Origin of the sequence: Micromonospora sp. C28ISP2-4 (assembly GCF_030519385.1) — a bacterium.
Taxonomy (GTDB): domain Bacteria; phylum Actinomycetota; class Actinomycetes; order Mycobacteriales; family Micromonosporaceae; genus Micromonospora; species Micromonospora tulbaghiae.
The window spans coordinates 23,279-50,142 of record NZ_JAUMKG010000003.1 but is presented as its reverse complement, the minus strand read 5'-3'; the positions used below and the strand labels follow the sequence as shown (position 1 = coordinate 50,142).

At 73.2% G+C, this 26,864-nt stretch carries 27 protein-coding genes; 12 read left to right on the top strand and 15 right to left on the bottom strand.

The genetic code is table 11. The annotated features are described in order from the left end of the window. Positions 1 to 2: 2 nt before the first annotated feature. Positions 3 to 458 (top strand): Rrf2 family transcriptional regulator, encoded by a 456-nt coding sequence (locus tag Q3W68_RS13500; protein ID WP_013284925.1) that lies wholly within the window; start codon positions 3 to 5, stop codon positions 456 to 458. Here the strand turns inward: Q3W68_RS13500 and Q3W68_RS13495 are convergent, their stop codons facing one another. The 7 genes from Q3W68_RS13495 to Q3W68_RS28320 form a co-directional block, all read right to left on the bottom strand. Beyond that, the gene (locus tag Q3W68_RS13495) at positions 459 to 1,070 is read right to left on the bottom strand and encodes a malonic semialdehyde reductase (RefSeq protein WP_302905748.1); all 612 of its coding nucleotides are present in this window, start codon (positions 1,068 to 1,070) and stop codon (positions 459 to 461) included. Beyond that, positions 1,067 to 1,627, bottom strand: coding sequence for a flavin reductase family protein (locus Q3W68_RS13490; RefSeq protein ID WP_302905747.1), 561 nt, complete (start codon positions 1,625 to 1,627; stop codon positions 1,067 to 1,069). The genes Q3W68_RS13495 and Q3W68_RS13490 overlap by 4 nt, the downstream gene beginning before the upstream one ends. Further along, the gene (locus Q3W68_RS13485; RefSeq protein ID WP_302905746.1) at positions 1,624 to 2,958 is read right to left on the bottom strand and encodes an LLM class flavin-dependent oxidoreductase; all 1,335 of its coding nucleotides are present in this window, start codon (positions 2,956 to 2,958) and stop codon (positions 1,624 to 1,626) included. The genes Q3W68_RS13490 and Q3W68_RS13485 overlap by 4 nt, the downstream gene beginning before the upstream one ends. Before the next feature lie 11 nt (positions 2,959 to 2,969). Beyond that, positions 2,970 to 3,818: an ABC transporter permease gene (locus Q3W68_RS13480; protein WP_302905745.1), complete on the bottom strand. Its 849-nt coding sequence runs from the start codon at positions 3,816 to 3,818 to the stop codon at positions 2,970 to 2,972. Continuing rightward, positions 3,811 to 4,629: an ABC transporter ATP-binding protein gene (locus tag Q3W68_RS13475; RefSeq protein WP_302905744.1), complete on the bottom strand. Its 819-nt coding sequence runs from the start codon at positions 4,627 to 4,629 to the stop codon at positions 3,811 to 3,813. The genes Q3W68_RS13480 and Q3W68_RS13475 overlap by 8 nt, the downstream gene beginning before the upstream one ends. After that, a complete protein-coding gene (locus Q3W68_RS13470; RefSeq protein ID WP_302905743.1) occupies positions 4,626 to 5,654 on the bottom strand; it encodes an ABC transporter substrate-binding protein in 1,029 nt (342 codons plus the stop codon). Before Q3W68_RS13470 ends, Q3W68_RS13475 begins: the two co-directional genes overlap by 4 nt. Before the next feature lie 135 nt (positions 5,655 to 5,789). Further along, positions 5,790 to 5,867, bottom strand: a complete 78-nt coding sequence (locus Q3W68_RS28320; protein WP_349881247.1) for a putative leader peptide — start codon at positions 5,865 to 5,867, stop codon at positions 5,790 to 5,792. Positions 5,868 to 6,131: 264 nt separating this feature from the next. Between Q3W68_RS28320 and Q3W68_RS13465 the strand changes: the two genes are divergently transcribed. Continuing rightward, on the top strand, positions 6,132 to 6,305 hold the full coding sequence (locus Q3W68_RS13465) for a DUF4236 domain-containing protein (RefSeq protein WP_064498970.1): 174 nt from the start codon (positions 6,132 to 6,134) through the stop codon (positions 6,303 to 6,305). Positions 6,306 to 6,483: 178 nt separating this feature from the next. Then, positions 6,484 to 6,609 carry a hypothetical protein gene (locus Q3W68_RS13460; RefSeq protein WP_302905742.1) on the top strand — a complete coding sequence of 42 codons (126 nt, stop codon included), beginning with the start codon at positions 6,484 to 6,486 and terminating at the stop codon, positions 6,607 to 6,609. Here Q3W68_RS13460 and Q3W68_RS13455 read toward each other — a convergent pair. Further along, positions 6,575 to 7,477, bottom strand: a complete 903-nt coding sequence (locus Q3W68_RS13455) for a hypothetical protein (RefSeq protein WP_302905741.1) — start codon at positions 7,475 to 7,477, stop codon at positions 6,575 to 6,577. The genes Q3W68_RS13460 and Q3W68_RS13455 overlap by 35 nt on opposite strands. Before the next feature lie 47 nt (positions 7,478 to 7,524). Continuing rightward, positions 7,525 to 8,046, bottom strand: a complete 522-nt coding sequence (locus Q3W68_RS13450) for a VOC family protein (RefSeq protein ID WP_302905740.1) — start codon at positions 8,044 to 8,046, stop codon at positions 7,525 to 7,527. Between the two features lie 50 nt (positions 8,047 to 8,096). Here Q3W68_RS13450 and Q3W68_RS13445 point away from each other — a divergent pair, with 50 nt between their 5' ends. Next, entirely contained in the window at positions 8,097 to 8,567 is a 471-nt protein-coding gene (locus Q3W68_RS13445; protein WP_302906181.1) for a MarR family winged helix-turn-helix transcriptional regulator, read from the top strand. 48 nt (positions 8,568 to 8,615) lie between these two features. Further along, on the top strand, positions 8,616 to 10,184 hold the full coding sequence (locus Q3W68_RS13440; RefSeq protein WP_302905739.1) for a tetratricopeptide repeat protein: 1,569 nt from the start codon (positions 8,616 to 8,618) through the stop codon (positions 10,182 to 10,184). 3 nt (positions 10,185 to 10,187) lie between these two features. Here Q3W68_RS13440 and Q3W68_RS13435 read toward each other — a convergent pair whose 3' ends face one another. Continuing rightward, positions 10,188 to 11,591: a cell wall metabolism sensor histidine kinase WalK gene (locus Q3W68_RS13435; RefSeq protein WP_302905738.1), complete on the bottom strand. Its 1,404-nt coding sequence runs from the start codon at positions 11,589 to 11,591 to the stop codon at positions 10,188 to 10,190. Next, a complete protein-coding gene (locus Q3W68_RS13430; RefSeq protein WP_302905737.1) occupies positions 11,588 to 12,244 on the bottom strand; it encodes a response regulator transcription factor in 657 nt (218 codons plus the stop codon). Before Q3W68_RS13430 ends, Q3W68_RS13435 begins: the two co-directional genes overlap by 4 nt. A gap of 95 nt (positions 12,245 to 12,339) precedes the next feature. Here Q3W68_RS13430 and Q3W68_RS13425 point away from each other — a divergent pair, with 95 nt between their 5' ends. Together Q3W68_RS13425 and Q3W68_RS13420 are read left to right on the top strand one after the other, a co-directional pair. After that, complete coding sequence (locus tag Q3W68_RS13425) at positions 12,340 to 13,461, top strand: sigma-E factor regulatory protein RseB domain-containing protein (RefSeq protein ID WP_302905736.1); 1,122 nt, start codon at positions 12,340 to 12,342, stop codon at positions 13,459 to 13,461. Between the two features lie 240 nt (positions 13,462 to 13,701). Beyond that, positions 13,702 to 15,927, top strand: coding sequence for an AAA family ATPase (locus tag Q3W68_RS13420; RefSeq protein WP_302906180.1), 2,226 nt, complete (start codon positions 13,702 to 13,704; stop codon positions 15,925 to 15,927). A 156-nt stretch (positions 15,928 to 16,083) separates the two neighbouring features. Here the strand turns inward: Q3W68_RS13420 and Q3W68_RS13415 are convergent, their stop codons facing one another. Then, complete coding sequence (locus Q3W68_RS13415; RefSeq protein ID WP_302905735.1) at positions 16,084 to 16,506, bottom strand: hypothetical protein; 423 nt, start codon at positions 16,504 to 16,506, stop codon at positions 16,084 to 16,086. A gap of 272 nt (positions 16,507 to 16,778) precedes the next feature. Between Q3W68_RS13415 and Q3W68_RS13410 the strand changes: the two genes are divergently transcribed. After that, positions 16,779 to 17,156, top strand: a complete 378-nt coding sequence (locus Q3W68_RS13410) for a hypothetical protein (protein ID WP_302905734.1) — start codon at positions 16,779 to 16,781, stop codon at positions 17,154 to 17,156. A gap of 60 nt (positions 17,157 to 17,216) precedes the next feature. On the opposite strand, the gene Q3W68_RS13405 is transcribed toward Q3W68_RS13410, so the two are convergent. The 3 genes from Q3W68_RS13405 to Q3W68_RS13395 form a co-directional block, all read right to left on the bottom strand. Further along, the gene (locus tag Q3W68_RS13405) at positions 17,217 to 18,203 is read right to left on the bottom strand and encodes a sporulation protein (protein ID WP_302905733.1); all 987 of its coding nucleotides are present in this window, start codon (positions 18,201 to 18,203) and stop codon (positions 17,217 to 17,219) included. 103 nt (positions 18,204 to 18,306) lie between these two features. Then, a complete protein-coding gene (locus Q3W68_RS13400; protein ID WP_302905732.1) occupies positions 18,307 to 19,083 on the bottom strand; it encodes a DeoR/GlpR family DNA-binding transcription regulator in 777 nt (258 codons plus the stop codon). 34 nt (positions 19,084 to 19,117) lie between these two features. After that, a complete protein-coding gene (locus Q3W68_RS13395) occupies positions 19,118 to 21,127 on the bottom strand; it encodes a beta-galactosidase (protein ID WP_302905731.1) in 2,010 nt (669 codons plus the stop codon). Positions 21,128 to 21,406: 279 nt separating this feature from the next. Between Q3W68_RS13395 and Q3W68_RS13390 the strand changes: the two genes are divergently transcribed. The 4 genes from Q3W68_RS13390 to Q3W68_RS13375 are packed head-to-tail and all read left to right on the top strand — an operon-like array spanning position 21,407 to position 26,802. Continuing rightward, positions 21,407 to 22,738 (top strand): ABC transporter substrate-binding protein, encoded by a 1,332-nt coding sequence (locus Q3W68_RS13390; RefSeq protein WP_302905730.1) that lies wholly within the window; start codon positions 21,407 to 21,409, stop codon positions 22,736 to 22,738. Positions 22,739 to 22,760: 22 nt separating this feature from the next. Then, the gene (locus Q3W68_RS13385; RefSeq protein WP_302905729.1) at positions 22,761 to 23,717 is read left to right on the top strand and encodes a carbohydrate ABC transporter permease; all 957 of its coding nucleotides are present in this window, start codon (positions 22,761 to 22,763) and stop codon (positions 23,715 to 23,717) included. Beyond that, entirely contained in the window at positions 23,714 to 24,595 is an 882-nt protein-coding gene (locus Q3W68_RS13380; protein WP_302905728.1) for a carbohydrate ABC transporter permease, read from the top strand. The genes Q3W68_RS13385 and Q3W68_RS13380 overlap by 4 nt, the downstream gene beginning before the upstream one ends. Beyond that, positions 24,592 to 26,802 (top strand): alpha-galactosidase, encoded by a 2,211-nt coding sequence (locus tag Q3W68_RS13375; protein WP_302905727.1) that lies wholly within the window; start codon positions 24,592 to 24,594, stop codon positions 26,800 to 26,802. Before Q3W68_RS13380 ends, Q3W68_RS13375 begins: the two co-directional genes overlap by 4 nt. The last annotated feature ends 62 nt before the right edge of the window (positions 26,803 to 26,864 follow it).

The window sequence follows — 26,864 nt, the reverse complement described above, 5'->3', positions numbered from 1 at the left end:
CTGTGCAGATCTCCGCGCGCGGCGACTACGCGGTCCGGGCAGCCCTGAGCCTGGCCACCGCGTACCCCACCCTGCTGTCCACCCAGGCCATCGCGGCGGAGCAGGACATGCCGCGCAAGTTCCTCGAGGCGGTCCTGGCGGACCTGCGCCGGGCCGGGGTGGTCCGGGCGCAGCGCGGCGCCGAGGGCGGCTACACGCTGGCCCGGCCGCCGCGGGAGATCACCATCGGGCACGTGTTGCGCGCCGTCGACGGTCCGCTCGCCGGGGTACGCGGGCTGCGCCCCGAGGAGACCCGGTACGAGGGGGCGGCGGAGAACCTGCCCCGCCTCTGGGTGGCGGTGCGCGCCTCGGTGCGCCGGGTGGTCGACGAGGTGAGCCTGGACGAGCTGGTCAGCGGCCGGTTGCCGGCCCACGTGCGCAAGCTGACCGCTCAGCCGGACGCGTGGGAGCCGCGCTGATCACAGCGTGCTGACCACCTCCTCGTAGGGCAGGCGGGGCAGCCGTTCCCGCCAGGCGTCCGGCGCCGGGCGGCCGATGTTCATCAGCAGCAGCACCCGGTGCCGCCCGTCGGGGAAGAACTCCCGTTCCACGCCTGCGGCGTCGAACCCGGCCATCGGCCCAGCGGCCAGCCCGGCGGCGCGTACGCCGACCAGCAGGTAGCCGATCTGGAGCGCGGCGTTGAAGCGGGCCTGTGCCTCCCGGCCGGCCGGGTCGCCGGCGAACCAGTCCCGCGCGCCGGGGCGGTGCGGGAACAGCTCGGGCAGCCGGTCGTGCCAGTCCACGTCGGCGGCGAGCACGGCGGCCAGCGGCGCGGCGGCCGTCTTGTCCCGGTTGCCGGAGCTGAGGTACGGCAGCAGCCGCGCCCGGGCCTCCGCCGAGCGCAGCAGCAGCACCCGCAGCGGCTGGGCGTTCATCGCGGTCGGGCCGTACCGGACCAGGTCGTGGATGGCGCGGACGTGCTCGTCACCGACCGGCTCGGCGGTGAACGCGTTGGCCGTGCGGGCCGCCCGGAACAGCAGGTCCTGGGCGGCCCGGTCGAGCGCGATCAGCTCGTCGGCGGCGGTGGTCACCACGCCTCGGGCCAGTCGCCGAGCGTGGTGGTGTAGCGGCCGCGGTGGTGCAGCAGCGGGTCGCCGTCCTCGCCCGCGCCGAGCGCGAGCGGCTCGCCGAGCAGGATGGTGTGGTCGCCCGCCTCGATCCGGCGGACCACCCGGCACAGCAGCACTGCGAGCGCGTCGCCGATCAGCGGCACGCCGAACGGCCCTGTGGTCCAGCCCGGATGGGCGGTGAACCGGTCGATGCCGCTGGTGGCGAAGATCTGCGCGATCTCCTGCTGGCCGGAGGCGAGCAGGTGCACCGCGACGTGTTCGGCCTGCTCGACAGTGGGCCAGCTCGACGAGGCGCGGCCGAGGCAGACCGAGACCAGCGGCGGGTCCAGCGACACCGAGGTGAACGAGGTGGCGGTGAAGCCGGCCGGCGGCAGGTCCGGCCGCATCCGGTTGCCGCGCAGGCCGGGGGTGGTGACCACGGTGACGGTGGACGCCTGGCGGCGCAGCAGGCCGCGGAACGAGTCGACGTCGACCGGGCGCAACTCGACGGCGGCGCCGGGCCGGTCCACGGTGGTCACGACGCCACCAGCTCACGGGTCGCGTAGACGCTGGCCGGGCGGGGCAGGCCGTAGTGCTCGCGCAGGGTGCGCCCGGTGTACGCGGACCGGAACAGCCCGCGCCGGCGCAGCAGTGGTACGACGTGGTCCACGAAGGCCTCCAGTCCATCGGGTAGCAGCGGTGGCATGACGTTGAAGCCGTCGGCGGCGCCCTGGGCGAACCAGAGCTCGATCTGGTCGGCGATCTGTTCCGGGGTGCCGACCACGACGCGGTGCCCGCGCCCTCCGCCGAGGCGGCCGATGAGCTGCCGCAGGGTGAGCAGTTCCCGCCGGGCCAGGTCGACGACGAGCTGGTAGCGACTCTGGTGGGACTGCACGGCGCCGGCGTCCGGCAGGTCCGGCAGCGGGCCGTCCAGCGGCAGCCCGGTCAGGTCGAGCCCCGTCATGCCGGAGAGCTGGGCGAGCGCGTGCTCGGGCACGATCAGGGCCTCCAGTTCGTCGGCGAGGTCGCGGGCCTCCTTCTCCGTACCCCCGATGACCGGCGCGATACCGGGCAGCACCTTCACCAGTTCCGGATCACGGCCGGCGTCGGCGGTGGCCCGCTTCAGCGCGGCGTAGAACGCCTGCCCGTCGGCGAGCGTCTGCTGGGCGGTGAACACGGCCTCGGCGTACCGGGCGGCGAACGCGATGCCGTCGGCGGACGAGCCGGCCTGCACCAGCAGCGGCCGGCCCTGCGGCGGGCGGGGCGTGTTCAGCGGTCCGCGGACCCGGAACCGCTCGCCGGCGTGGTCGATCTCGTGCACCCGGCCGGTGTCGGCGAACACGCCCGCGGCGGTGTCCAGGACCAGCGCGTCGTCCTCCCAGCTGTCCCAGAGCTTGATCGCCACGTCGACGTACTCGGCGGCCCGCCGGTAGCGGTCGGCGTGCGCGGGGTGGTCGTCGAGGTTGAAGTTGCGGGCCTCCCGGGCCTGGGCGGAGGTGACGATGTTCCAGCCGGCCCGGCCGCCGCTGAGGTGGTCGAGCGACGCGAACGCGCGGGCCAGGTTGAACGGTTCGGTGTACGTGGTGGAGGCGGTGGCGATCAGGCCGATGTGCTCGGTCGCGGTGGCGAGCGCGGCGAGCAGCGTGATCGGTTCGAAGACGGCCTGGATGTTGTGCCGCACGGCCGGTCCGACGGCGAGCCCGTCGGCGAGGAACACCGAGTCGAGCGTGCCCCGCTCGGCGATGCGGGCCAGTTCCTGGAAGTGGCGTACGTCGGCCAGGCGGCTCGGGTCGGCGCGCGGGTGCCGCCAGGCCGCCTCGTGGTGGCCGACACCCATCAGGAAGGCGTTGAGGTGCAGGGTCCGGGACATGGCGGTTCCTCTCAGGCGGTGGTGACGTCGGCGCGCCAGGTGGAGAAGCGACGTTCCCCGGCGACGAGGAGCTGGTTGACCACCAGCCCGATGGCGGAGATGGTGATGATCCCGGCGTACATGTCGGGGATCGCGAAGTTGTACTGCGCGTAGTTGACGAGGTAGCCGAGCCCGGCCTTCGCGCCGACCATCTCGGCGGCGACGAGCACCAGGATCGAGTACGCCCCGGCGAGCCGGACGCCGGTGAACACAGTGGGCACGGCCGCCGGCAGGATCACCTTCTGGAACAGCCGCAGGTGGTTCAGCCCCATCGAGCGGGCCGAGCGGATCAGCAGCGGGTCGACGCCCTTCACGCCCGCGACGGTGTTGAGCAGGATCGGCCAGGAGCAGGCGTAGACCACCAGGGCGATCTTCGACGTCTCACCGAGCCCGAGGATGAGCACGAAGACCGGCAGCAGCGCGAGCGCGGCGGTGTTGCGGAACACCTCCAGCAGCGGGCTGAGCAGGTCGGCGAGCGGCCGGTACCAGCCGATGAGCAGGCCGAGCGGGATGGCGGTGACCACAGCGAGCGCCAGGCCGGTCAGCGAGCGGGTGAGGCTGGCGCCGACGTGGTCGGCGAGCTGCCCGCTGCGCAGCAGCTCCCACCAGGCGGCGAGCACCTCGGACAGCGGCGGCAGGAAGACCCGGTCGACCAGCCCGGCGCGGGGTGCCGTCTCCCAGATCGCGGCGAGGGCCAGCAGCGCGGCGCTGCGGTGCAGCACCCGGCCGCCGAGGCCGAGCAGGCGGCGGGGCCGGGCGGGCACGGCCGCCGGGGCGGGGGGCGCCACCGGCCGGGCCGGCGGTGCGGCGACGTCAACCAACGCGGGCCTCCTCGCGTACGGCGGACTGCGCGGCGCGTACCTCGTCGCGCAGCAGCGTCCAGATCCGGTGCCGGTGGTGGCGGAACGCGTCGGTGGAGCGGACGTCCTCCTCCGCCTCCCGGTCGCCCAGCTCGATGTCGATGACCTGCTTGATCCGGCCGGGCCGCGACGTCATCACGGCGACCCGCTGGCCGAGGTGCACCGCCTCGTCGATGCCGTGCGTGATGAACACGACGGTCTTGCCGGTGGCCTGCCAGATCCGCACCAGCTCGTCCTGCAGCGAGTCGCGGGTCTGCGCGTCCAGCGCGGCGAACGGCTCGTCCATGAGCAGCACGTCCGGGTCGTACGCGAGGCTGCGGGCGATGGCGACGCGCTGCTTCATGCCGCCGGACAGCTCGTGCGGGTAGCGGTCGGCGAAGCCGGTCAGCCCGACCAGGTCGAGGTGGTACGCGACCAGTTCGGCGCGCTCGGCTCGGGGCAGGGCCTTGGCCTCCAGTCCGAACGCGACGTTGCCGGCGGCGGTGCGCCAGGGCAGCAGCGCGTACTGCTGGAAGACGATGCCCCGGTCCAGGCCGGGCCCGGTGACCGGGCGGCCGTCGACGAGCACCTGCCCGCCGGTCGGGGTGGCCAGCCCGCCGAGCAGGTCGAGCAGCGTGGACTTGCCGCAGCCGCTGGGACCGACGACGACGAGGAACTCGCCGGGGCGTACCCCGAGGGTGAGCCCGTCGAGCGCGGTGACCGCGCCGCCGCCGCCACGCCGCCCCGGGAAGACCTTGCGCACCCGGTCGAAGAGGATCTTGTCGGTGCTCACGCGCCACCGCCGGGGGCCGCGAACGTGTTGAACCGGTTGGTGTAGAGGTCGGACGGCTTCGGCCGCTCGCCCTTCAGCTCGCCGGTGTCGGCGAGCCAGTCGATCCAGGTGGCGAACTCCCGGTCGGTGATGACGCCGCCGGGTTCGGCCACGCCGCTGGACTTCCAGTACTCGACGAGCGTGGCGTCCTCGTTGTGCCCCCGCTTGGCGATGACGGCCTTGAGCCGGGCCACCACCGTCTCGCGCGGCTGGGTGCGCGCCCACTCGATCGCCTTGCCCACTCCGGTGACGAACGTCCGGACCGTGTCCGGGTTACGGGCGAGGAAGTCGTCGCGGAAGACGTAGCTGCCGGCGCTGAACGCGCCGAGGAGTTCGTAGTCGGTGAAGACGGTGCGGATGCCGCCGTTCGCGACCGCCTTGTCGCGGATCACGCCGCCGAGCACGGCGACGTCGATCTGCCGGGCGCGCAGCGACTGCTCGGTGTTCACCGGCGGCAGCGCGACCAGCTCGACCTTGCCGATCTCGGCGGCGGTGAGGCCGCCCCGGGCCAGCCAGGTACGCAGGACGGCCTCGGCGTGCGCGCCGAGCGTGTTCATGCCGACCCGCTTGCCGATCAGGTCGCGGGGGCCGCGGATCGGGCTGTCGTCGAGCACGTAGTAGCCCTGGAACGTCTGGGCGTCGGAGCCGTAGTAGCTGACCACTGCGGTGATCGGCGCGTTCGCGGCCTGGAGCTTGACGATCGCGCCGTTGAACGCGCCGCCGAAGTCGCTCTGACCGGTGGCGGTGGCCTGGATGTCGGCCGGGCCGCCGGTGACGTTGCCGATCCAGTTCAGCTTGACGTCGCCGAGGTAGCCGAGGTCGGCGGCGAGTTCGGGGAGGGTCACCTGGCCCACCGAACCCTGGTAGCGCAGTTCCTTGGTCTGTGCGCCGCCGGCGGCGTCGGCGCCGCACGCGGTGGCGGTGGTGAGGGCGAGCAGGGCGACGGCGGCGGTGAGGGCACGCCGCGGTGATCGGGTCGAGGGCATGGCGGAGTCTCCTGATCTGTCCACGATGCGGTGGAGGGGGCCCGCGCGGGGCCGGGGAGCACGCCGTGCCGCGCCGGGCCACGATGCGCCGGCTGCGGGAACGGACGGGCGGAGAGGGGACGACGAGCGCTCGGCTCAACAGAGCGCGCTCGCGTGCCGGACCAGGTCGACGTGCACGCGAGCGGTGAGGAGAAGCTCGTCCCGCTGCGACATGCCCTCATGCTGCCGACCGTTCTCCACGCCGGTCAATGCCCTTCCAGACAGTGAGACTTTCGTCGCTGGCTTTGTTACGACCCGCCTCCACCAGCATTTACGACTCCTTAACACCTACCCGTTGGATAGAGATTTTGCCGGGCGGCAGGCCCACCGTCCAGAGCGGACCGGGCAGGGTTTCGCGAATCGTCGATCCGGGCATGTTCGATGCCGCGAAGGCACACAGACGACTGCAGAGGCAGGGAGACGAAGGAGGCACCCCCGATGGGCGTCCAGTTCCGCAAGCGTAAGAAGTACGGGCCGCTGATCCTCCACTTCACCCAGAACGGCTTCTCGTCGTGGAGCATCAAGATCGGCCGCTGGTCCTGGAACTCGAACACCCGCGCCCACCGCGTGGACCTTCCGGGCCCGCTGTCGTGGAAGCAGGACAAGGCCTGACCTTCCCAGGCGACGAGCGGGGTGACGGCTGACCGCCGGCACCCCGCTCGCCGTCTGCGGCCGGGTTCGCGGTTCCGCCGGCCACGGCGTCCCGGCGACCGGAGAATCGCCGCATGGCGGGCGTGTTCCTGCGCCGGTTGCGCCGGCGGGCCGCGGCGGCCTGCGCTGCTACGGCGACGTGCACGCCCAGGGCCAGATCGCCCGGGTGGCGGTGTGCGCGCAGATGGTGTTCAGCATCGAGGTGGTCGCCACCGGGGCGTCGATAGTGGTCAAGCAGATGACCCAGCGCTCGGGACGGCGCTGATCAGCACGTCCCCGCCGAGCCGGCCGTGCTCCGGGTCGCGGGTCACCGCGCCCGAGGCGAGCAGCGAGGCGAGCGCCCGGTTGGCGTCGGCGGCCCGGTAGACGGTCGCTGTGGTGGCGAAGCGGCGCAGCTCGGTGACCGTACGCGGGCCGGAGCGGGCCAGCTCGGCCAGCAGCTCGCGGCGCAGCGGGCCGGGCTCGGGGTCGAGCGAGATGTCGAGCAGCCGGCCCTGCGGGTCGGCCGGGTCGCGGTAGCGCACACCGGCGTACTCGTCGACCGCCCAGAGCGCCTCCTTGACCGCCTCCAGCCCCCGGTCGGAGCCGGTGCCGTAGCCGAGCAGCCGCGCCGGGCCGTCCCCGTCGGGCACCAGCTCGACCTCGGTGACGAGCGGGAACCCGGCACCGGTGAGTGCCGGGCGCAGCGACCGGCCGGGCGTGGTGACCAGCAGCAGCTCGGCCGGGCGCCCGGACGCGGCGGCGGCCAGCAGGGCCGGGTCCGGGTCGGCGCCGTCGGCCACGACGAGCAGCGGCGCGCCGGCCGCGCCAGCGGCCTTGAGCGCCACCGGCAGCCGGTCCGGGCCGCCGGGCACGAGGTGCACGGCGACGTCGGCGGGCAGCGCCGCCTCGGCCGCGCCGAGGCGTGTCGGCAGGCCGGTGCCGTCGTCGGCCACCACCAGCACTGTCAGCCGCCGCCCGCGCAGCCGGTCGGCGAACTCGGCCACCACCCGCAACGCCTCCTCGGCGCCGGCGGCGTCACCCCCGGCGTACGCGAGCGCGAGCGTGGCCCGCCGCGCCCGGTGCAGCGCGGCGGGGAGCCAGTGGTCGAGCTGGCGGACGAGCAGCTCACGCAGGACGGCGTCGGTCGACATGGTGCCGTTTCTACCGCACCGCGCGGCGGCCCGGCCGTGAACCCCGCTCAGACCGGGACGGAGATGCCCACGCCGCCGCGGGTCTGCCCGCCGTAGCGCTGCCGCTCACGGTCGAGGTCGAGCCGCCCGATGCGGGTACGCGCGGTGAGCGCGGCGTCGTCGAGCAGGTCGGCCGGGACGATCCAGACGATCTCGAACTCCAGCCCGTCCGGGTCGCGGCCGTAGAGGCTCTTGGTGGTGCCGTGGTCGGACGCGCCGACCAGCGCTCCGGCGGCGGAGAGCCGCTCGGCGGTGGCGGCCAGCTCGTCGAGCGTGTCCAGCTCCCAGGCCAGGTGGTAGAGCCCGACGGTGGCCCGGCCGGCCTGGGACGCCCCGGCCGCCGCGCCGATGGAGAACAGGCCGAGGTCGTGGTCGTTCGTGGAGTCGGGCGCTTGGAGGAAGGCGGCGCCGCGGAAGCCCTCGGGCGTCATCGGCACCCGGCGGAAGCCCAGCACGTCGCCGTAGAAGGCGACGCTGCGCTCCAGGTCACTGACGTAGAGGACGGCGTGGTTGAGTCGGTGGATGCCCATGCCACCGACCGTACCCGGGTTTTGTTGAGCGTTCAACTATCTGCGCTATGATGGGCGTCATGACCCGGTGGCTGGACCCTGACGAGCAGCGGACCTGGCGCGCCTTCCTGACCGCCTCCCGGGCGCTGATGGAGACGCTCGACCGCGAGCTGCAGCGCGACGCGGGCATGCCGCACGCCTACTACGAGATCCTGGTCCGCCTCTCCGAGGCCCCCGACCGGCAGCTGCGGATGAGCGAGCTGGCCGAGCTGACCGGCTCGTCCCGCAGCCGGCTGTCGCACGCCGCCGCCCGGCTGGAGGCGGCCGGGTGGATCCGCCGGGAGGACTGCCCCACCGACCGGCGCGGGCAGATCGCCGTGCTCACCGACGAGGGCTTCGCCACCCTTGCCGCCGCCGCGCCCGGGCACGTCGAAGGGGTGCGCCGGCACCTGTTCGACGCGCTCAGCCCGGCCCAGGTCGACCAGCTCCGCCGGATCAGCGAGACGCTCGCCGGCCACCTGACGGATTCGGGACCAAACTGATCCACTCCGGGTCTTGTACATACCGTCGCCGGACGAGCACGATGGGGCGTGTCCTCCGGCTTCGCTGACCTGACCGTCCAGGCGCACCAACTGGTGTCCGAAGGCGACCTCACCGGCGCGGAACGGCTGCTCGCCGACGCGCTCAGCGACGCCGATCCCCGTCCCGGCAACGCCTCCCCCGAGCTGGCCGAGGCAGCCGGTCTCCAGGCCCGGGTGCTGGTCGCGCTCGGCGAGCCGCACTCCGCCCGCGGCTGGGCCGCGTTCGCGTACGCGGCGGCCGCCCGCCTGTTCGGCCGCTCCGACGAACGCACCGTCACCGCCGCCGCGACGCTGGCCGCGGTGCTGCACCGGGTCGGCAGCGACGCCCGGGCGGCCCGGCTCTACTCCGACGTGATCATCGAGCTGACCGCCCGCGACGGCCCGGAGTCGCAGCGGGTCCTCGCCGCGCACGCCGACCTGGCCACCGTGGAGTACGCGCGCGGCCAGTGCGAGGTGGCCCGCGACCGGTTGCAGGACGCCTGGGAGCTGCACCGGGAGGTCTACGGCGACGGCCACCCCAGCGGCATCAAGATGCTGGCGAAGCTCGGCGCGATGGAACGCGACTGCGGCCGGTACGCCGACTCGCACGAGCACCTGACGCTCGCCGAGGAGCTGTGCCGCCTGCACCTGGACGCCGACGACCCGCTCGCCGCCCAGGTGGCCGGGCTGGCCCGCGCCGCCGCCGACCCGGACCACGTCTGCACCGCGCCCGCTCCTGCTCCGGCGCCCGAGCCGCCGCCCGCCCGCACCACGCCGGTGGTGCCCGCCGCCCGGGTTCCCCCGCCCACCGAGGGCCCGCACGACCTGCCGCCCTACTCGCCGCCCGCGCTCGACGACCCGGTCGAGACGCCGCTCTACCACCCGCCCGGCCGGGCCGCCGAGACCGCGCACGTGCCGACGCCGCGTACCGCGCCCGAGGCCGACGGGTTCGACGACTACCCGTGGCCGCCCGACGAGCCCGCCGAGCAGCCGTGGCGCCCCGGCGCGGACCCGCTGCCGCCCACAGTGGTCGGGCTCGCCGACGACGAGCCCGACGGCGTACGCCGGGTGCCGCCGCCCCCGCCCGAACCGCCGTCGCGCTACCTGCCGGTGCACGTGCCCCGGTCACCGGCCGCCGAGCGGCGCACGCTGCCCTGGCTGCCGCTCGTGGTGCTCGGCGTCGTGGTGGCGCTGCTGCTCGGCACCATCGCGGTGATCGCCGGGGTGTCCCGGGTGGACGACGGCCGTGACACCCCGCCGCCGGCCACCAGCGCGCCGCCGCCCACCTCGGCCGCTCCCGCGCCCACCACAGCGGCGGCCGCCGCCCCGGGCACGCCGCCCGGGCGGTTCACGCTCACCGACCGGCGCGACAGCATCGTGCTGAGCTGGACGTACCCGGCCGGCGCGGAAGGGCCCGTCGTGGTCGCCGGGGGCCGGTCCGGGCAGCCGCAGGGCACGTTCGCCACGCTGCCCGCCGGGTCGGCCGACTACATCGCCTACGGGCTCGACCGCACCACCGACTACTGCTTCACAGTGGCCCTCGTGTGGTCCACCGACACCGTGGCCCGCACCGCCCCGGTCTGCACCAGACGCCGCTGACGTTCACTCCGGGTCCGGCTCGGCCAGCGCGGGCAGCCGTACCGTCGCGCGCAGCCCCGGCGCGGCGGCGCCGGGCGTCGCGTCGGCCAGCTCCACCGTGCCGCCGGCCCGGCGCACCAGCTCGCGCACGATGGCCAGGCCGAGGCCCGCGCCGCCCGCGTCGCGGGCCCGCGCGTCGTCGAGCCGGGTGAACCGGGCGAACACCCGCTCCCGGTCCGCCGCCGGGATGCCCGGCCCGTCGTCGGTCACCGTGATCAGGTGGTACGCACCGTCCGGCCCGCTCACGGCCAGATCCACACCGGTGTACGCGTGCCGCAGCGCGTTGTCCACCAGGTTCACCAGCACCCGGCGCAGCTCCCCCGCGTCCCCCTCGACCCACCGGGGCGCGTCCGGCGGCGTCAGCCGCACCGGCGGCGACGGGTAGCGGGCCGCCACACCGCGCAGCAGCTCACCCAGCTCCACCGGGCCGACCGGGGACGGCCGGGCGTCCTGCTCGTCCAGGCGGGCCAGCAGCAGCAGGTCGTCCACCAGGCGGCTCAGACGTTCGGTGTCGGCGAGCAGGTCGTCGGCGACCGCCGGCCAGTCGGTGTCGTCGCCGAGACGCCGCGCCACCTCCAGCTCGGTGCGCATGTTCGTCAGCGGGCTGCGCAGCTCGTGCGCGGCGTCCGCGACGAACGCCCGCTGCCGGTCCCGGGACGCGGCCAGCCGGTCCAGCATGTCGTTGAGCGTGACCGCGAGCCGGTGGATCTCGTCCTGCCCGGCCGGTACGGGCAGCCGCTCCGCCCCGGCCCGCCCGGTGATCTCGGCGGCGCCGCTGCGCAACTGCTCGACCGGGCGCAACGTCGCGCCCACCACCCGCCAGGCCACCACGCCGAGCCCGGCGACCAGCAGCGGGAAGCCGACGAGCAGCAGGTTTCGGACCACGCGCAGGCTGTGCCGCACGTCGGTGAGCGACTTGGCGACGAGCACCGTGCGCGGCTCCTGCGGCGTGCCGGCCGGCACCGTGACCACCCGGACCGGGCCGGGCATGCCGGCGCGCCGACCGTCCACCACCAGCCGCTGCCGCTGCCCCGGGCGCAGCTCGTCCGGGCCGAGCATCGGCACGAGGCGGTCCGCGTCGATCGAGGCGGCCCGGATGCGGCCCTGCGCGTCGACCACCTGCACCCGCAACTGCCCGCCGGCCACCGGCAGCGGGTCCGGCAGCGCGTCCTCGGCGGTGAGCAGCGCCACCGCGTCGGCGGTGCGCAGCGCCTCCTCGTCGACCGAGCGCTGCAACGTCCAGCCCAGCGCGCCGACCAGCAGCGCCCCGCCGAACGCGAACCCGACAGCCAGTCCCAGCACCCCGAGCGCGAGCAGCCGGGCCCGCAGGCCCAGCCGCGGCAGCGGGCCGCGTACCCACCGGCTCATGTGGCCAGCCGGTAACCGGCGCCGCGCACCGTCTCCAGCCGCTCCCGGCCGATCTTGCGGCGCAGGTAGCCGACGTAGACCTCCACCGCGTTCGGGGCGGTGTCGACCGAGGCGTCCCAGACGTGGTCCAGCAGCTCGGTCTTGGAGACCACCTCGCCGGGGCGGCGCATCAGGTAGTCCAGCAGCGCGTACTCCCGGCTGGTCAGCACCACCTCGGCGTCGGCCCGGGTGACCCGGCGGCGGGCCGGGTCCAGACGCAGGTCGCCGACTGTGAGCACGGTCGGCCGCCGGGGCGCGCCGCGACGCAGCAGCGCCCGCAACCGGGCCAGCAGCACCACGTACGAGAAGGGCTTGGTCAGGTAGTCGTCGGCCCCGCAGTCCAGGCCGTCGGCCTGGTCGTACTCGCCGTCCTTGGCCGAGAGCATCAGCACCGGCAGCCAGCGCTGCTCGGCGCGCAACCGGCGGACCACCTCGTAGCCGGAGAGGCCCGGCAGCATCACGTCGAGGATCATCGCGTCGTACTCGCCGTGCCGGGCCGCGTCCAGCCCGTCCGGGCCGGTGGCGGCCACGTCGACCACGAAGCCCTCCGCCGACAGGCCCCGGCGCAGCGCCGCCGCGAGCCGCGTCTCGTCCTCCACCACCAGCAACCGCACCGGTCCAGGGTGCCACCACCGGGTCACCCGTAGGGGATCTCCTCAGCGTGGTCACAGCGACGATCGCGCAGCATGGTGCGCAGGAGGTGCACACTATGTCAGTGATGAAGAACCGCGCCGTGCTGCGCTGGCTGGTCCCGGTGACCGCGGGGGTCGCCGTGATCGGCGGTGGCGCCGCCGTCGGCACGTTCGCCGCCGGCGCCGACCCGGCGCTGCCGCCGCGCAGCGCCGCCCAGCTCCTGGAAGACCTGCGCACGTCCCGCCTGGACGGGCTCTCCGGCACCGTGGTGCAGCGCGCCGACCTCGGCCTGCCGCCGATCGCCGCGCTCGCCGGGCGGGCCGCCGGCAACGACCTGGCCGGCCTGGTGTCCGGCACGCACACGCTGCGCGTCTGGTACGGCGGCGAGGACCGGCAGCGGCTCGCCCTGGTCGACACGCTCGGGGAGCAGGACATCCTGCGCAACGGGCGCGACGTCTGGACCTGGAACAGCCGGGAGAACACCGCCACGCACCGCAAGCTGCCGGCCGACGCGCCGGACCGGGCCGCCGTGCCGGCCACGCCGGTCGACGCCGCGGACCGGGCGCTGGAGGCGATCGACCCGACCACCGCGGTCACCGTCGGCCGCACCGCGACCGTGGCGGGGCGCAGCGCGTACGAGCTGGTGCTCACCCCGCGCGACAAGGCGTCCCTGGTGCACCAGGTCCGGATCGCGCTGGACGCGGAGGAGCACGTGCCGCTGCGCCTGCAGGTGCTCGCCGACGGCCAGGACGAGCCGGCGTTCCAGGTGGCGTTCACCCAGGTCGACTTCCGCACGCCGGAAGCCGACCAGTTCCGGTTCAACCCGCCGCCCGGCGTGAAGGTCACCGAGGCGACCGAGGGCGAGCGGCCCGGACCGGCGGGCAAGAAGCTCGACCGGAAGGACGCCGAGAAGCCTGACGTGCGTACCGTCGGCACCGGCTGGACCACTGTGGTGGTCGCCAAGATCGACGGCGCGGCGACCGGCGACGGCGCGAAGCCCGCTGCGAAGCCCGGCGCGGACGCGCCGGACGCCCAGATGCTGGCCGGCGTGCTCGGTGACCTGCCGAAGGTCAGCGGCGACTGGGGCAGTGGCCGGCTGCTCAGCGGCAAGCTGTTCAGCGTGCTGCTGACCGACGACGGCCGGGTGATCGCCGGTCTGGTCACGCCGGAGCGGCTCTACGAGGCCGCGAAGGGCTGAGACTGCCGTGCCCGGGGCTCGGTCGGCTGACGCCGGCCGGGCCCCGAGTCGTGTCCGGGCTTGGTCGAGTGGCGGCCGACGCGCTATCTTTCTCAGTTCAGGCACAAAAAAGGAATGGCTTCTGAATGCCATTCCTGCGGCAATTTTAGTCAATGAGGAGCCGGATTGTCAACGCACTCCGACGTGTCGGCTGACCTGCGCCAGGACGACGAGATCGGCCGGGAGCAGGAATACGTCTCGATGCTGTACGACCGGCTGGACGGCATGCGGGAACAGGCCGCCCGGCGGCTCGACGAGGAGTTGCGCCACACCGGTGGCACGCAGCAGGCCCGGTCACAGCGCGACTCGACCGTGGCGATGTACGCCGACCAGGTCGAGCAGTTCTCCGCCGTGGAGAGCGGCCTGTGCTTCGGCCGCCTCGACGGCGACGACGGCGCCGTCCGCTACATCGGCCGGATCGGGATCTTCGACTCCTCCGGCGACTACGACCCGCTGCTGATGGACTGGCGCGCCCCCGCCGCCCGCCCGTTCTACCTGGCCACCGCCGCCAACCCGCAGGGCGTACGCCGCCGCCGCCACCTGCGCACGCGCGACCGCAAGGTGACCGGGCTCAACGACGAGGTGCTGGACATCACCGCCGCCTCCCCCACCGCGCACGAGGAGCTGACCGGCGAGGCGTCGCTGCTCGCCGCGCTCAACGCCGGGCGCACCGGCCGGATGCGCGACATCGTCGAGACCATCCAGGCCGAGCAGGACCGGATCATCCGCGCCGACCTGCCGGGCGTGATGGTGGTGCAGGGCGGCCCCGGCACCGGCAAGACGGCGGTGGCGCTGCACCGGGCCGCGTACCTGCTCTACACCCACCGTCAGCAGCTCTCCACCCGCGGCGTGCTGCTGGTCGGCCCGAACGCCACGTTCCTGCGCTACATCTCCCAGGTGCTGCCCACGCTGGCCGAGACCGGCGTGCTGCTGCGTACCCAGGCCGACCTGTTCCCCGGCGTGCAGGCCCGCCGCGCCGAGCCGGCCACCACCGCGGCGCTCAAGGGTCGCGCGGTGCTGGCCGACGTGCTCGCCGCGGCGGTCCGCGACCGGCAGTGGGTGCCGGACGAGCCGGTCACCATCGAACTGCCGCAGCGGGAGGTGCTGACGCTCGACCCGGAGACCGTGCGGCAGGCCCGCGACCGGGTACGCCGCACCGGCCGCCCGCACAACCTGGCCCGCGCCGTGTTCGACGTGGAGATCGTGCACGCGCTCGCCGACCAGGTGGCCGAGCGGATCGGCGCCGACCCGCTGGGCGGGGAGAACCTGCTCTCCGAGGCCGACCGCGCCGAGATCCGCCGCGAGCTGCGCGAGGAGCCGGAGATCCGGGCCGCGCTGGACGAGCTGTGGCCGGTGCTGACCCCGCAACGCCTGCTCGCCGACCTGTACGCCTCGCCGGAGCGCATCGCCACCGCCGCGCCCATGCTCACCGACGCCGAGCGGGCCGCGCTGCACCGCGAGCCGGGCGGCTGGACGCCCGCCGACGTGCCGCTGCTGGACGAGGCCGCCGAACTGCTCGGCGAGGACGAGCGCGCCGCCGTCGCCCGCCGGGAACGGATCCGCGCGCTGGAACGCGAGTACGCCGAGGGTGTGCTGGAGATCTGGCGCGGCTCCCGCTCCATCGACGTCGAGGACGAGGCCGACGGCGGTGAGATCCTCGGCGTCACCGACCTGATCGACGCCGACCGGCTCTCCGAGCGGCAGGAGGAGTCCGACCGGCTCACCACCGCCCAGCGCGCCGCCGCCGACCGCACGTGGGCGTTCGGGCACGTGGTCGTGGACGAGGCGCAGGAGCTGTCGCCGATGGCGTGGCGGCTGCTGATGCGCCGCTGCCCGAGCCGGTCCATGACCATCGTCGGGGACGTGGCGCAGACCGGCGCGCTCGCGGGCACGCCGTCGTGGGGCGAGGCCCTGGCGCCGTACGTGGCGGACCGGTGGCGGCTGGAGGAGCTGACGGTCAGCTACCGCACCCCGGCCGAGATCATGGCGGTCGCCGCCGACGTGCTCGCCGAGATCGACCCGGCGCTGCGGCCACCCCGCTCGGTACGCGCCACCGGCGTACCGCCGTGGGACCGGACCGTACCGGCGGACCGGCTCGTGGACGAACTGGTCGAGGCCACCGCCCGGGAGGCCGCGTCGCTCGGCGACGGGCGGCTCGGCGTGCTGGTGCCGACCGGCCGGGTGGCCGAGCTGGGCGGCGCGGTCGTGGCGGCGCTGCCCGAGGCGACTGTGGGTGAGCAGCCGGAGCTGGCGAACCGGGTGGTGGTGCTGACCACCGAGCAGGCCAAGGGGCTGGAGTTCGACTCGGTGCTGGTGGTGGACCCGGCCCGGATCGTGTCCGAGTCCCCGAGGGGCAACAGCGACCTCTACGTGGCCCTCACCAGAGCCACCCAACGCCTCGGCATCCTCCGCACCCACCCCGCCTAACTCCCACCCCGCCCCCGCCCACTGCGTTGATCATGCAGTTTCGGCTCGTGCGAACTGCGCCAACCGGGCATTTTGGGGGCCGAAAGTGCAAGATCGGCGAGCAGGGACGGCGGGGGCGGCCCTGAAGGGCCGCCCCCGCCGTTCGGTCTGCCCCGGTCAGCCTGGGTTGGGGCGGTTGTTGGTGAAGTTGCCCACCTGGGCGCCGGTGGCCGAGTTGTCGCTGGTGGAGCCGCCGGCCGGCGTGCTCAGGCCACCCGTGGTGGCGTCACCGGTTGTCGTCGGCGCAACCTTGCCCCGGTGCTTCTCGGGCTGCCGGGCCACCCGGCGGACACTGGCCGGACCGGCGGTGCCACCTGTCGTGGTCACCGCGCCCTGCCCCCGGGTCGGTCCGCCGTCGCGCAGCACAGTCGGGTCGACCGGCACGTCCGCCGGGTCGTCCGGGTCGAGTTCCTGCCGCATCCGTTCCACGTCGGTCTGCGGCACAGTGACCTCGTCCAGCGCACCCTCGCCGTACACGCCTCCGGCGACCCGCTGCTCGGCCTGCCGGGCGGCGTCCTGCCGCATGTCGTCCTCACGCATGTCAACCACCTCGCAGCTCTCTCGGGACATCGGTCGTGCGTGCCCGAGGCCGGGTGGCTGAAACCGGAACCAGGGGCGAAGCGCACGGTCCGTGCCCGGATGACCGTTTCCCCAGCGCGGCCACCATTTGACGGTGACCGGCGGTTACCTTGTCTCCGGCCCGGGGTAGACCCAGGGTGCCCCCGCCACAGAGCGCGAACCGTGCCGTGGCCGACCTGCGGTAGCGGGGCGAGGGTGTGCAGGTAACGACTCATCAATCCTGAGGAGGACAGATGAGCACGCAGGCTGCATCCACCAGGCCGGCCAACCGGCCGATGTCCGACGTCCAGAACCGGTCGAGCATGCAGGACACGTCGACCCAGCAGATGCCGGCGATGCACAACGGTCACCGGGAGCCGCAGCCGTCTCCGGGTACGGAGACGAAGCAGGCGTTCCTGACCACCGAGTTCTGGGTGTACGCAGCAGCGGTTGCGCTCGTGGCGATCGCCGCGTTCTGGAAGGGCACCACCGCCAACGGCCTGAACATCAACAACCCGAACCAGGCCTGGTGGTACCTGACCGCGCTGACGGGCGCGTACCTGGTCAGCCGTGGTCTGTCGAAGGCGGGCAGCGCGCGCCGCTCCGGCGAGGAGCGTCGAGCCAAGCGCTGACGCGCGCCACGCGAACGGCGACGCCCCCGGGATCCGTCCCGGGGGCGTCGTCGCGTGCGCTCACTCCTCGCCGAAGTCCCCGAAGTCGTCGCCGCCCTCGAACGCGTCCTCGAGCATCTCACCGGCGATCATGCCGCCGGCGACACCGAGCGCGGCGCCCGCCACCACGCCGCCCATGCCCGGGCCGCGCCGCCCGTGGCCGGCGTAGCCGTGGTGACCCGGGTAGCCGTGGCCGCCGCGCGGCATGCCGAAGCCCTGGGCCCGCAGGCTGCCGTAGCGACCGGTGGTCTCCCGCAGCCAGCCGTCGACGACCTGCACCCAGTCGGTACGGGCGGCGTCGCTGTGCGGGACCGAGTACCGCCCGATGACGTCGTGCCCGGCGCTGAGGAAGCCGCCGCGCTTGTCGCACTCCAGGATCACCTCGACGCCCTGCTGGCTGGTCACGAACGTCAGCTCGACCTCGGTGACCGTCTGCGCGTACTGCGGCGCGGCGAAGAACTCGATCTCCTGGTAGAACGGCAGCGTCTGCGGCACCCCGTAGATGTGGCCCCGCTCCAGGTCGGCGTGCTTGAACCGGAAGCCCAGCGCCTGGAACGCCTCCAGGATCCGCTCGTGGATCGGCAGCGGGTGCACCGACACCTGGTCCAGGTCGGACTTGTCGACCGCGCGGGCCACCGCCAGCTCGGTACGCAGGCCCATGGTCATGCCGTGCAGGCGCTGGCCGTACACGTCGGTGATCGGGGTCTCCCACGGCACCGGCATCTGGAACGGGATGGAGAGCTGCTGCTTCGGGGCCAGCTCAAAGGCGCCGCTGACCGGCATCCGGTGGAACTCCATCACGCCCGCGAACTCGTGGTCGCCGCTCTCGATCTCGACCCGGGTCACGAGACCGATGTTGATCTGCTCGATGCGGGCCGGTGCGTCGCCGCCGACCAGGTTCACGTGCCCGTCCAGGGCCAGGCCCGGCCGGGTGTTCGGGTTGCTGAGCACCGTGTCGACGCTCGGACCGCCCACGCCGAACGCGCTCAACATCTTCTTGAAGACCATCGGTCACTCCCGTGCAGCTGCGCTCCGACATGGACCGTCGGGCACTTCGTCAGGGCACCCTAGACGGCGGGGCTGAGAACTGTCTGTGAGGCGCGCCGTGGCCTCAGTCCGCCGGGACCACCACCAGCTCGCCCACCTGCTCGCCGAGCTGCCGGCGGGCCTCCGGCGGCAGGCCGCCGTCGGTGATCAGCACGTCGGCCTCCTCCAGCGGCGCGATGGTGGCGATGCCGATGGTCTCCCACTTGGTGTGGTCGGCGAGCACCACGAGCCGGCGCGCGGACCCGATCAGCCGCCGGTTCACCGCCGCCTCCAGCAGGTTGGGCGTGGTGAACCCGGTGCGCGGGCTCATCCCGTGCACGCCGAGGAAGAGCAGGTCGACGTTGAGAGCGGCGATGGCCGCCTCGGCGACCGGGCCGGTCAGCGCGTCCGACGGGGTACGGATGCCGCCGGTCAGTACGACTGTCTGGTCGGCGCGGGGGTTCTGGTAGAGCGCGTCGGCCACCGGGATCGAGTTGGTGACCACTGTCAGCCCGCGTACCTCGGCCAGCCGGGCGGCCAGCGCGGCGGTGGTGGTGCCGGCGGAGAGCGCGACGGCCATCCCCGGCTCGACCAGGCCGGCGGCCCGTTCCACGATGGCGCGTTTCTCGGCCTGCTGGCGGACCGACTTGGCGGCGAAGCCGGGTTCCTCGGTGGAGCCGGGCCCGGCCAGCGTGGCGCCGCCGTGCACCTTGTCGATCAGGCCGCGGTCGGCCAGCACCTCCAGGTCGCGACGGATCGTCATGTCGGACACCCCGAAGCGGCTGACCAGGTGAGAGACCCGGACGCCGCCGCGCTGGCGGATCAGCTCCAGGATGGCGCTCTGCCGTTGCTGGGCGAGCATGGGAACCTCCTCGGCGCGAACGGCAGGGTGCCGGTCAGGCGGTAGCGGGCACCGGCGCGGGCTCCTCGCGGACCACAGCCACCTCACCCGCCGGCACCTCCAGGGTGCCGTCATACCTGACGCCACCCAGCAACTCGGTGCCGCTGACCGCCAGCCGGGCCGGCTCGGTGGTGTGGTTGACCACGAACAACCAGCTCCGGTCCGCCGAGCGGCGCCGGACCACCTCCACCCCGGGCGGCGCGTCGACCGGCGGGCGCACGCCGGTCTCGTCGAGCAGCCGGGCCACCAGCCGGTCGGTGGCGTCGTCGTCGAGCCGGGTGCCGACGTACCAGGCGGCGCCCGCGCCGAGGGTGTTGCGGGTCAGCGCCGGCACGCCGGGCAGCGGCCCGTCGGTGTACGCGGCCAGCACCTCGGCGCCCTCGGCGTGCAGCCACTCGGTCCACACGTCGGCGCGGGCGCCGTCGTCGAGGCGTACCGTCTCGCCGGCCCGCAGCGGGAAGAACTCCTCGACGCGTACGCCGAGCAGGTCGCGGAACGCGCCGGGGTAGCCGCCGAGCCGGATGTGGTCGTGCTCGTCGACGATGCCGCTGAAGTAGGTGACCACAGCGGTGCCGCCGGCCTCCACGAACCGGCGCAGCGCGTCGGCGTCGGCGTCGCGGACGAGGTAGAGCGTCGGCGCCAGGACGAGCCGGTAGCGGGACAGGTCGGCCGAGGGGTGCACCACGTCGGCGGTGATCCCGGCCCGCCAGAGCGCGGCGTGCAACGCGAACAACCGGTCGGTGTACGTGACGTCGACACTCGGGTGGGAGTCGAGTTCGGCGCCCCACCACGCCTCGTAGTCGAACAGGATCGCCACGTCGGCGTCGACCCGGCTGCCGCGTACCTCGGCGAGCGCGCGCAGGTCGGCGCCGAGCCGGCAGACCTCGCGGAACACCTTGGTGTCCGGGCCGGCGTGCGGGACCAGCGCGGAGTGGAACTTCTCCGCGCCGGCCCGGGAGGCCCGCCACTGGAAGAACAGCACCCCGTCGGCGCCGCGCGCGACGTGGGCGAGGCTGTTGCGGCGCATCTGGCCGGGCGTCTTCGCCACGTTGCGGGGCTGCCAGTTGACCGCGCTGGTGGAGTGCTCCATCAGCAGCCACGGCGCGCCGCCGGCCACGCCCCGGGTGTGGTCGGCGGCGAGTGCCAGGTTGACCTGCGGCTGCGGGTCGGCGGCGGTGAGGTAGTGGTCGTTGGCGACCACGTCCACGTCGGCGGCCCAGGAGTGGTAGTCCAGGTACTTGATGCCGGTGCCGATCATGAAGTTCGTGGTGACCGGCTGCGGGACGAGCCGGTTCAGCAGTTCCCGCTCGGCGCGCAGCTGGGCGCGCTGCTCGTCGGAGGAGAACCGCAGGAAGTCCAGTTGCTGGGTCGGGTTGGCGAACGTCGGCGCGGTACGCGGCGGGTTGATCTCGGCCCAGTCGTGGTAGCGCTGACTCCAGAACGCGGTGCCCCAGGCCGCGTTGAGCGAGTCCAGGTCGCCGTAGCGCTCGCGCAGCCAGCCGCGGAACGCCTCGGCGCTGACGTCGCAGTAGCAGTGCACGTTGTGGCAGCCGAGTTCGTTGGAGACGTGCCAGAGCACCACGGCGGGGTGGCGCGCGTACCGGCGGGCGACGGCCTCGACCAGGGCGAGCGAGTGGTCCCGGAACACCGGCGAGCTGGGGCAGTACGCCTGCCGGCCGCCGGGCCAGAGCACAGTGCCGTCGTCGCGGCGGGGCAGCGTCTCCGGGTGCCGGTGCGCCAGCCACGGTGGCGGGCTGGCGGTGGCGGTGGCGAGGTCGACGCTGATGCCGCCGGTGTGCAGCAGGTCGATCGCCCGGTCGAGCCAGTCGAAGACGTACCGGCCGGGGCTGGGCTCCAGCAGTGCCCAGGAGAAGATGCCGACCGAGACCAGGTTGACCCCGGCCCGGCGCATGAGTTCGACGTCCTCGGTCCACGTCTGCTCGGGCCACTGCTCCGGGTTGTAGTCGGCGCCGTACCAGATGCCCTCGCCGTGCCAGTTCCGCATGACAGCAGAGGCTCCCCCCGAACAGTACCCAAGTCAACACTTTCCAACATCGACTGAGTTCCCCGCGTGCGCCGGCCATTCACCCCGCGCCACCGGCGGCGGCGCTTTCTTCTTGCCCTCTTGACAGCACCGAGCCAAGGGGTAGCTTCAAGCGCCACCGGCTGTTGGTGTTCGGACGTGTGGGTTCTCGGTGGATCCGCTGCGACCGGCACGAACATCGCCCACCGCCAACGATCACGGTCCATGAGCGCAGCGCACCTCTTCCACGCAGGAGGATCCATGTCCCGTCCCCGCTCACAAGCCGAATACCTCGCCCGTCTCGTACCCCCGTCCGTCGCCGGTCTGAACCGGCGCTCGCTGCTGGCCGGCGCGGCCGGCGCGGGGGCGCTGCTCGGCACCGGTCTGCTCGCCGGCTGCGGCGACTCCGACTCCGGATCGGCCGGTGACGCCAAGAGCGTCTCGCTCGGGTCCAACCAGTCGGACCCGAAGCCCAAGGACGTCGTCGCGAAGGTGATGGACGGCTTCAAGACGTCCTCCGGGGTGACCGTCGACATCAACACGGTCGACCACAACACGTTCCAGGAGAACATCAACAACTACCTGCAGGGCAAGCCGGACGACGTGTTCACCTGGTTCGCCGGCTACCGGATGCGGTTCTTCGCCGCCAAGGGCCTGGCCGGTGACCTCAGCGACGTGTGGGGCAAGCTCGACGGCTTCTCCGACGCGTTCAAGAAGGCGTCCACCGGCGACGACGGCAAGCAGTACTTCGTGCCGGCGTCGTACTACCCGTGGGCGGTCTTCTACCGCAAGTCGGTGTGGCAGCAGCGCGGCTACGAGGTGCCCAAGACGCTCGACGACCTGAACACGCTCGGCACGCAGATGAAGAAGGACGGCCTCGTCCCGATCGCGTTCGCCGACAAGGACGGCTGGCCGGCGATGGGCACGTTCGACATCCTCAACCTGCGGATCAACGGCTACCAGTTCCACATCGACCTGATGGCCGGCAAGGAGGCGTGGACCTCCGACAAGGTGAAGAAGGTCTTCGACACCTGGGCCGGGCTGCTCCCCCTGCACCAGCCGGACGCGCTCGGCCGCACCTGGCAGGAGGCGGCCCAGTCGTTGCAGCAGAAGAAGAGCGGCATGTACCTGCTCGGTCTGTTCGTCGGCCAGCAGTTCAGCGGCGCCGACCTGGAGGACCTGGACTTCTTCACGTTCCCCGAGGTCGACTCCACGATCGGGGCGAAGGCGCTGGACGCCCCGATCGACGGCTACATGATGGCCCGCAAGCCGAAGTCCAAGGACGCGGCGCAGAAGTTGCTGACGTACCTCGGCTCGAAGGAGGCGGCGGACATCACCGTCAAGAACGACCCGAGCACGCTGGTCGCGAACGGCGGCGCGGACACCGGCGCCTACAGCGCGCTGCAGAAGAAGGCCGCCGACCTGGTCGGCTCCGCCACCGAGATCGCCCAGTTCCTCGACCGGGACACCCGGCCGGACTTCGCCTCCACCGTGATGATCCCGGCGTTGCAGCAGTTCATCAAGGACCCGAAGGACATCGGCGGGCTGCTCACGAGCATCGAGAACCAGAAGAAGTCGATCTTCACCAGCTGACGGCGGAAGGGGGAAGGACATCATGTCCGACCTGCCCCTGATCCAAGCGGATCGCGCCGTGCCGCCGCCGGCCGCGACCACCACGAACGGTGGTCGCGGTCGCCGGCTACGGCTCCTGTCCCGCACCGACCGCGTGGTGATCACGCTGATGGTGCTGGTACCCCTGCTGCTCGTCACCGGCCTGGTCTGGCTGCCCGCGGTGGCGACGGTGCTGCTCTCCGGCACGAACTGGGACGGCATCGGCCCGATCGGCGAGATCGAGTGGGTAGGGTTCAAGAACTACGACGACGTGGTGAACATCTACCCGCCGTTCGTCCCCGCCGTGCAGAACAACCTGCTCTGGCTGGCCGCGCTGTTCGTGGTCGCCACCCCGATCGGCATGTTCCTCGCCGTGCTGCTCGACAAGGAACTGCGCGGCAGCCGCTTCTACCAGACAGCGCTCTACCTGCCGGTGGTGCTGTCGCTGGCGCTCATCGGCTTCATCTGGCAGCTCATCTACAGCCGCGACCAGGGCCTGCTCAACGGCGTGTTCGGCGGTGAGACCGACTGGTACGGCGACCCGAACGTCAACATCTGGGCCGTGCTGGTGGCGGCCGGCTGGCGGCACGTCGGCTACATCATGCTGCTCTACCTGGCCGGCCTCAAGGGCGTCGACCCGTCGCTGCGCGAGGCCGCCGCGGTGGACGGCTCCTCGGAGACCAGCACGTTCTTTCGGGTCGTCTTCCCGGTGATGCGCCCGATCAACATCATCGTGCTGGTGGTGACGGTGATCGAGTCGCTGCGCGCGTTCGACCTGGTCTGGGTCATCAACAATGGCCGCAACGGGCTGGAGCTGATCTCCGCGCTGGTCACCCAGAACGTGGTGGGCGAGGCCAGCCGCATCGGGTTCGGCTCCGCGCTGGCGACGATCATGCTGGCGGTGTCGCTGGTCTTCATCACCATCTACCTCTGGACCGTGATGCGGGAGGACAAGCGATGACCGCCGTCTCCGCCGGCCGCCGCCGCCCCGTGCGGCCCGCCCGGGTCGTCCTGCACCTGTTCCTGGGTACGGTCGCAGTGGGCTGGCTGTTCCCCATCCTCTGGGCGGTGCTCACCTCGTTCCGCTCCTACGAGTACACGGCCGTCAACGGCTACGTGTCGCTCGGCGGCTGGACGATCGACAACTACGTCACCGCCTGGCGTACCGCCGAGTTCGGCAAGCACTTCCTCAACTCGGCCTACATCACCGTCCCCGCGGTGCTGCTCACGCTGTTCCTCGCCTCCTGCGTGGCGTTCGTGATCGCCCGGTTCAGCTGGAAGCTCAACATCGCGCTGCTCGGCCTGTTCACCGCCGCGAACCTGCTGCCGCAGCAGGCGCTGCTCATCCCGCTGTTCCGGATGTTCACCGAGATCCCGCTGCCGGCCTGGATGAGCGACTCGGAGCTGCTCTACGACAGCTACTGGGGGCTGATCCTGGTCAACGTCGCGTTCCAGTGCGGCTTCTGCGTGTTCGTGCTCAGCAACTACATGAAGGCACTGCCGCACGAGCTGTACGAGGCCGCGATGGTGGACGGTGCGAACGTGTGGCGGCAGTACTGGCAGGTGACGATGCCGCTGTGCCGCCCGGCGCTCGCCGCGCTGGCGACGCTCGAGGTCACCTGGATCTACAACGAGTTCTTCTGGGCCACTGTGCTCATGCGGACCGGCGACAAGTTCCCCGTCACCAGTTCGCTGAACAACCTGCGCGGCGAGTTCTTCACCGACAACAACCTGGTCTCGGCCGGTTCCGTGCTGGTCGCGATCCCCACCCTGGTGATCTTCTTCCTGCTCCAGAAGCAGTTCGTCCGGGGCCTGACGCTGGGAGCCTCCAAGGGATGACGATCGTCCACCTGCGCCGCGCGCGGACCAGCCTGGTGCTCGACGCACGCGGCCCGGGGCTGCCCCGGGTCGTGCACTGGGGTGCCGACCTGGGCCCACTGCCCGACGGGGACCTGCCCGCGCTCGTCGACGCCACGGTGCCACCTGTCGTGCCGAGCAGCTTCGACGCGCCCACCGTGCTGTCGCTGCTGCCCGAGGCGAGCGCCGGGTGGAGCGGCCGGCCCGGTCTCGCCGGTCACCGCGACGGCCGGGATTGGTCCACGGCGTTCCGCCTGACCGGCCTCGACGTGCACGACGACCTCGTGGCGCCGCCGCCCGACCTGTTAGGAGGGGACCCTTCACATGCACCAGGCGTTAAGAAGGGGCCCTTCCTTACCTCCGGGCGGGTGACGGTGCGGGCGGCGGACCCGGGCGCGGGGCTGAGCCTGACCGTCGAGATCACGCTGGACGCGGCGGGCGTGCTGACGCTGCGGCACCGGCTGCGCAACGACGGCGACGGCCGGTACGAGGTGCGGGAGCTGACGCCGGTGCTGCCGGTGCCGGCGGTCGCCACCGAGCTGCTCGACCTGACCGGCCGGTGGTGCCGGGAGCGCGCGCCGCAGCGGCACCCGTGGCCGATGGGCGCGTGGGTACGCGAGGGGCGCCACGGCCGCACCGGCCACGACGCCACGTTGCTGCTGGTCGCGGGCACGGCCGGGTTCGGCTTCCGGCACGGCGAGGTGTGGGCGGTGCACACCGCGTGGAGCGGCGACCACGTCACGGCCGCCGAGCGACGCCCGACCGGTGAGGCCACGCTCGGCGGCGGTGAGCTGCTCACACCGGGCGAGATCGTGCTGGGGCCGGGCGAGGAGTACGCCACTCCCCTGCTCTACGCGGCGCACTCGGCCGACGGGCTGGACGGGCTCAGCGACGCGCTGCACACACACCTGCGGGCGCGCCCGTCGCACCCGCGCACGCCGCGGCCGGCGACGCTGAACGTGTGGGAGGCGGTCTACTTCGACCACGACCTGGACCGGCTGCGGGCCCTCGCCGACGCGGCCGCCGAGGTCGGGGTGGAACGCTTCGTGCTCGACGACGGCTGGTTCCGCGGCCGGCGGCACGACCAGGCCGGGCTCGGCGACTGGTGGGTCGACGGCGAGGTCTGGCCGGACGGGTTGCAGCCGCTGATCGACCACGTACGCGGGCACGGCATGCAGTTCGGGCTCTGGGTGGAACCGGAGATGGTCAACCCCGACTCCGACCTTTTCCGCGCCCACCCCGACTGGGTGCTCCAGGCGCCGGGCCGGCTGCCGCCGCCGTGGCGGCACCAGCAGGTGCTCGACCTGGCCCACCCGGACGCGTACGCGTACCTGCTCGAACGGCTCGACGCGGTGCTGGGCGAGCACGACGGGATCGCGTACCTGAAGTGGGACCACAACCGCGACCTCACCGAGGCCGGGCACGCCGGACGGCCGGGGGTGCACGCGCAGACGCTCGCGGTGTACCGGCTGCTCGACGAGCTGCGCGCCCGGCACCCGGACGTGGAGATCGAGAGCTGCTCCTCCGGCGGCGCGCGGGTCGACCTGGAGATCCTGCGCCGCACCGACCGGGTCTGGGCCAGCGACTGCAACGACGCGCTGGAACGGCTGTCCATCCAGCGCTGGACCGGCCTGCTGCTGCCGCCGGAACTGATCGGCACGCACATCGGTCCGGAGCGCTCGCACACCACGCGCCGCGTGCACGACCTGAGCTTCCGCGCGGTCACCGCGCTGTTCGGCCACCACGGCATCGAGTGGGACATCACCGCGATCGACGCCACCGAGCGGGCCGAACTCGCCGCCTGGGTGGCGCTGCACAAGCGGCTGCGCCCGCTGCTGCACACCGGCCGGGTGGTCCGGGTCGACCACCCGGACCCGGCCGTGCAGGCCCACGGCGTGATCGCCCACGACGGCTCGCATGCGGTGTACGCGGTCAGCCGGGTCGCCACGTCCGCGGCGCAGGTGCCGGGCGCGGTCCGGCTGCCGGGGCTGGACCCGGCGCGGCGCTATCTCGTGCGCCCGCCGGCCGGGGTGCCCGAGCCGGCGATGCTGGAGCTGTACCCACCGGGCTGGCTGGCCTGGCCCGGCGACGGCATCACGGTCAGCGGTTCGGTGCTGGGCTCGGTCGGCTTGCAGCTGCCAGCCCTGCACCCCGAACAGGCCCTCCTGCTGGAGGCGACCGCGGCCTGACCGCCGCCACCCCGGGTGATCAAGGAGTTTGTGTCACCGCAGGCGTCCGGACGGGACACAAA

Coding starts and splice junctions, on each gene's coding strand:
- Q3W68_RS13485 (WP_302905746.1), bottom strand. CDS start 2,958: ATGTCCCGGACCCTGCACCTCAACGCCTTCCTGATGGGTGTCGGCCAC.
- Q3W68_RS13470 (WP_302905743.1), bottom strand. CDS start 5,654: ATGCCCTCGACCCGATCACCGCGGCGTGCCCTCACCGCCGCCGTCGCC.
- Q3W68_RS28320 (WP_349881247.1), bottom strand. CDS start 5,867: ATGTCGCAGCGGGACGAGCTTCTCCTCACCGCTCGCGTGCACGTCGAC.
- Q3W68_RS13465 (WP_064498970.1), top strand. CDS start 6,132: ATGGGCGTCCAGTTCCGCAAGCGTAAGAAGTACGGGCCGCTGATCCTC.
- Q3W68_RS13455 (WP_302905741.1), bottom strand. CDS start 7,477: ATGTCGACCGACGCCGTCCTGCGTGAGCTGCTCGTCCGCCAGCTCGAC.
- Q3W68_RS13450 (WP_302905740.1), bottom strand. CDS start 8,046: ATGGGCATCCACCGACTCAACCACGCCGTCCTCTACGTCAGTGACCTG.
- Q3W68_RS13445 (WP_302906181.1), top strand. CDS start 8,097: ATGGGCGTCATGACCCGGTGGCTGGACCCTGACGAGCAGCGGACCTGG.
- Q3W68_RS13435 (WP_302905738.1), bottom strand. CDS start 11,591: ATGAGCCGGTGGGTACGCGGCCCGCTGCCGCGGCTGGGCCTGCGGGCC.
- Q3W68_RS13425 (WP_302905736.1), top strand. CDS start 12,340: ATGTCAGTGATGAAGAACCGCGCCGTGCTGCGCTGGCTGGTCCCGGTG.
- Q3W68_RS13420 (WP_302906180.1), top strand. CDS start 13,702: ATGCTGTACGACCGGCTGGACGGCATGCGGGAACAGGCCGCCCGGCGG.
- Q3W68_RS13415 (WP_302905735.1), bottom strand. CDS start 16,506: ATGCGTGAGGACGACATGCGGCAGGACGCCGCCCGGCAGGCCGAGCAG.
- Q3W68_RS13410 (WP_302905734.1), top strand. CDS start 16,779: ATGAGCACGCAGGCTGCATCCACCAGGCCGGCCAACCGGCCGATGTCC.
- Q3W68_RS13405 (WP_302905733.1), bottom strand. CDS start 18,203: ATGGTCTTCAAGAAGATGTTGAGCGCGTTCGGCGTGGGCGGTCCGAGC.
- Q3W68_RS13400 (WP_302905732.1), bottom strand. CDS start 19,083: ATGCTCGCCCAGCAACGGCAGAGCGCCATCCTGGAGCTGATCCGCCAG.
- Q3W68_RS13395 (WP_302905731.1), bottom strand. CDS start 21,127: ATGCGGAACTGGCACGGCGAGGGCATCTGGTACGGCGCCGACTACAAC.
- Q3W68_RS13390 (WP_302905730.1), top strand. CDS start 21,407: ATGTCCCGTCCCCGCTCACAAGCCGAATACCTCGCCCGTCTCGTACCC.
- Q3W68_RS13385 (WP_302905729.1), top strand. CDS start 22,761: ATGTCCGACCTGCCCCTGATCCAAGCGGATCGCGCCGTGCCGCCGCCG.
- Q3W68_RS13380 (WP_302905728.1), top strand. CDS start 23,714: ATGACCGCCGTCTCCGCCGGCCGCCGCCGCCCCGTGCGGCCCGCCCGG.
- Q3W68_RS13375 (WP_302905727.1), top strand. CDS start 24,592: ATGACGATCGTCCACCTGCGCCGCGCGCGGACCAGCCTGGTGCTCGAC.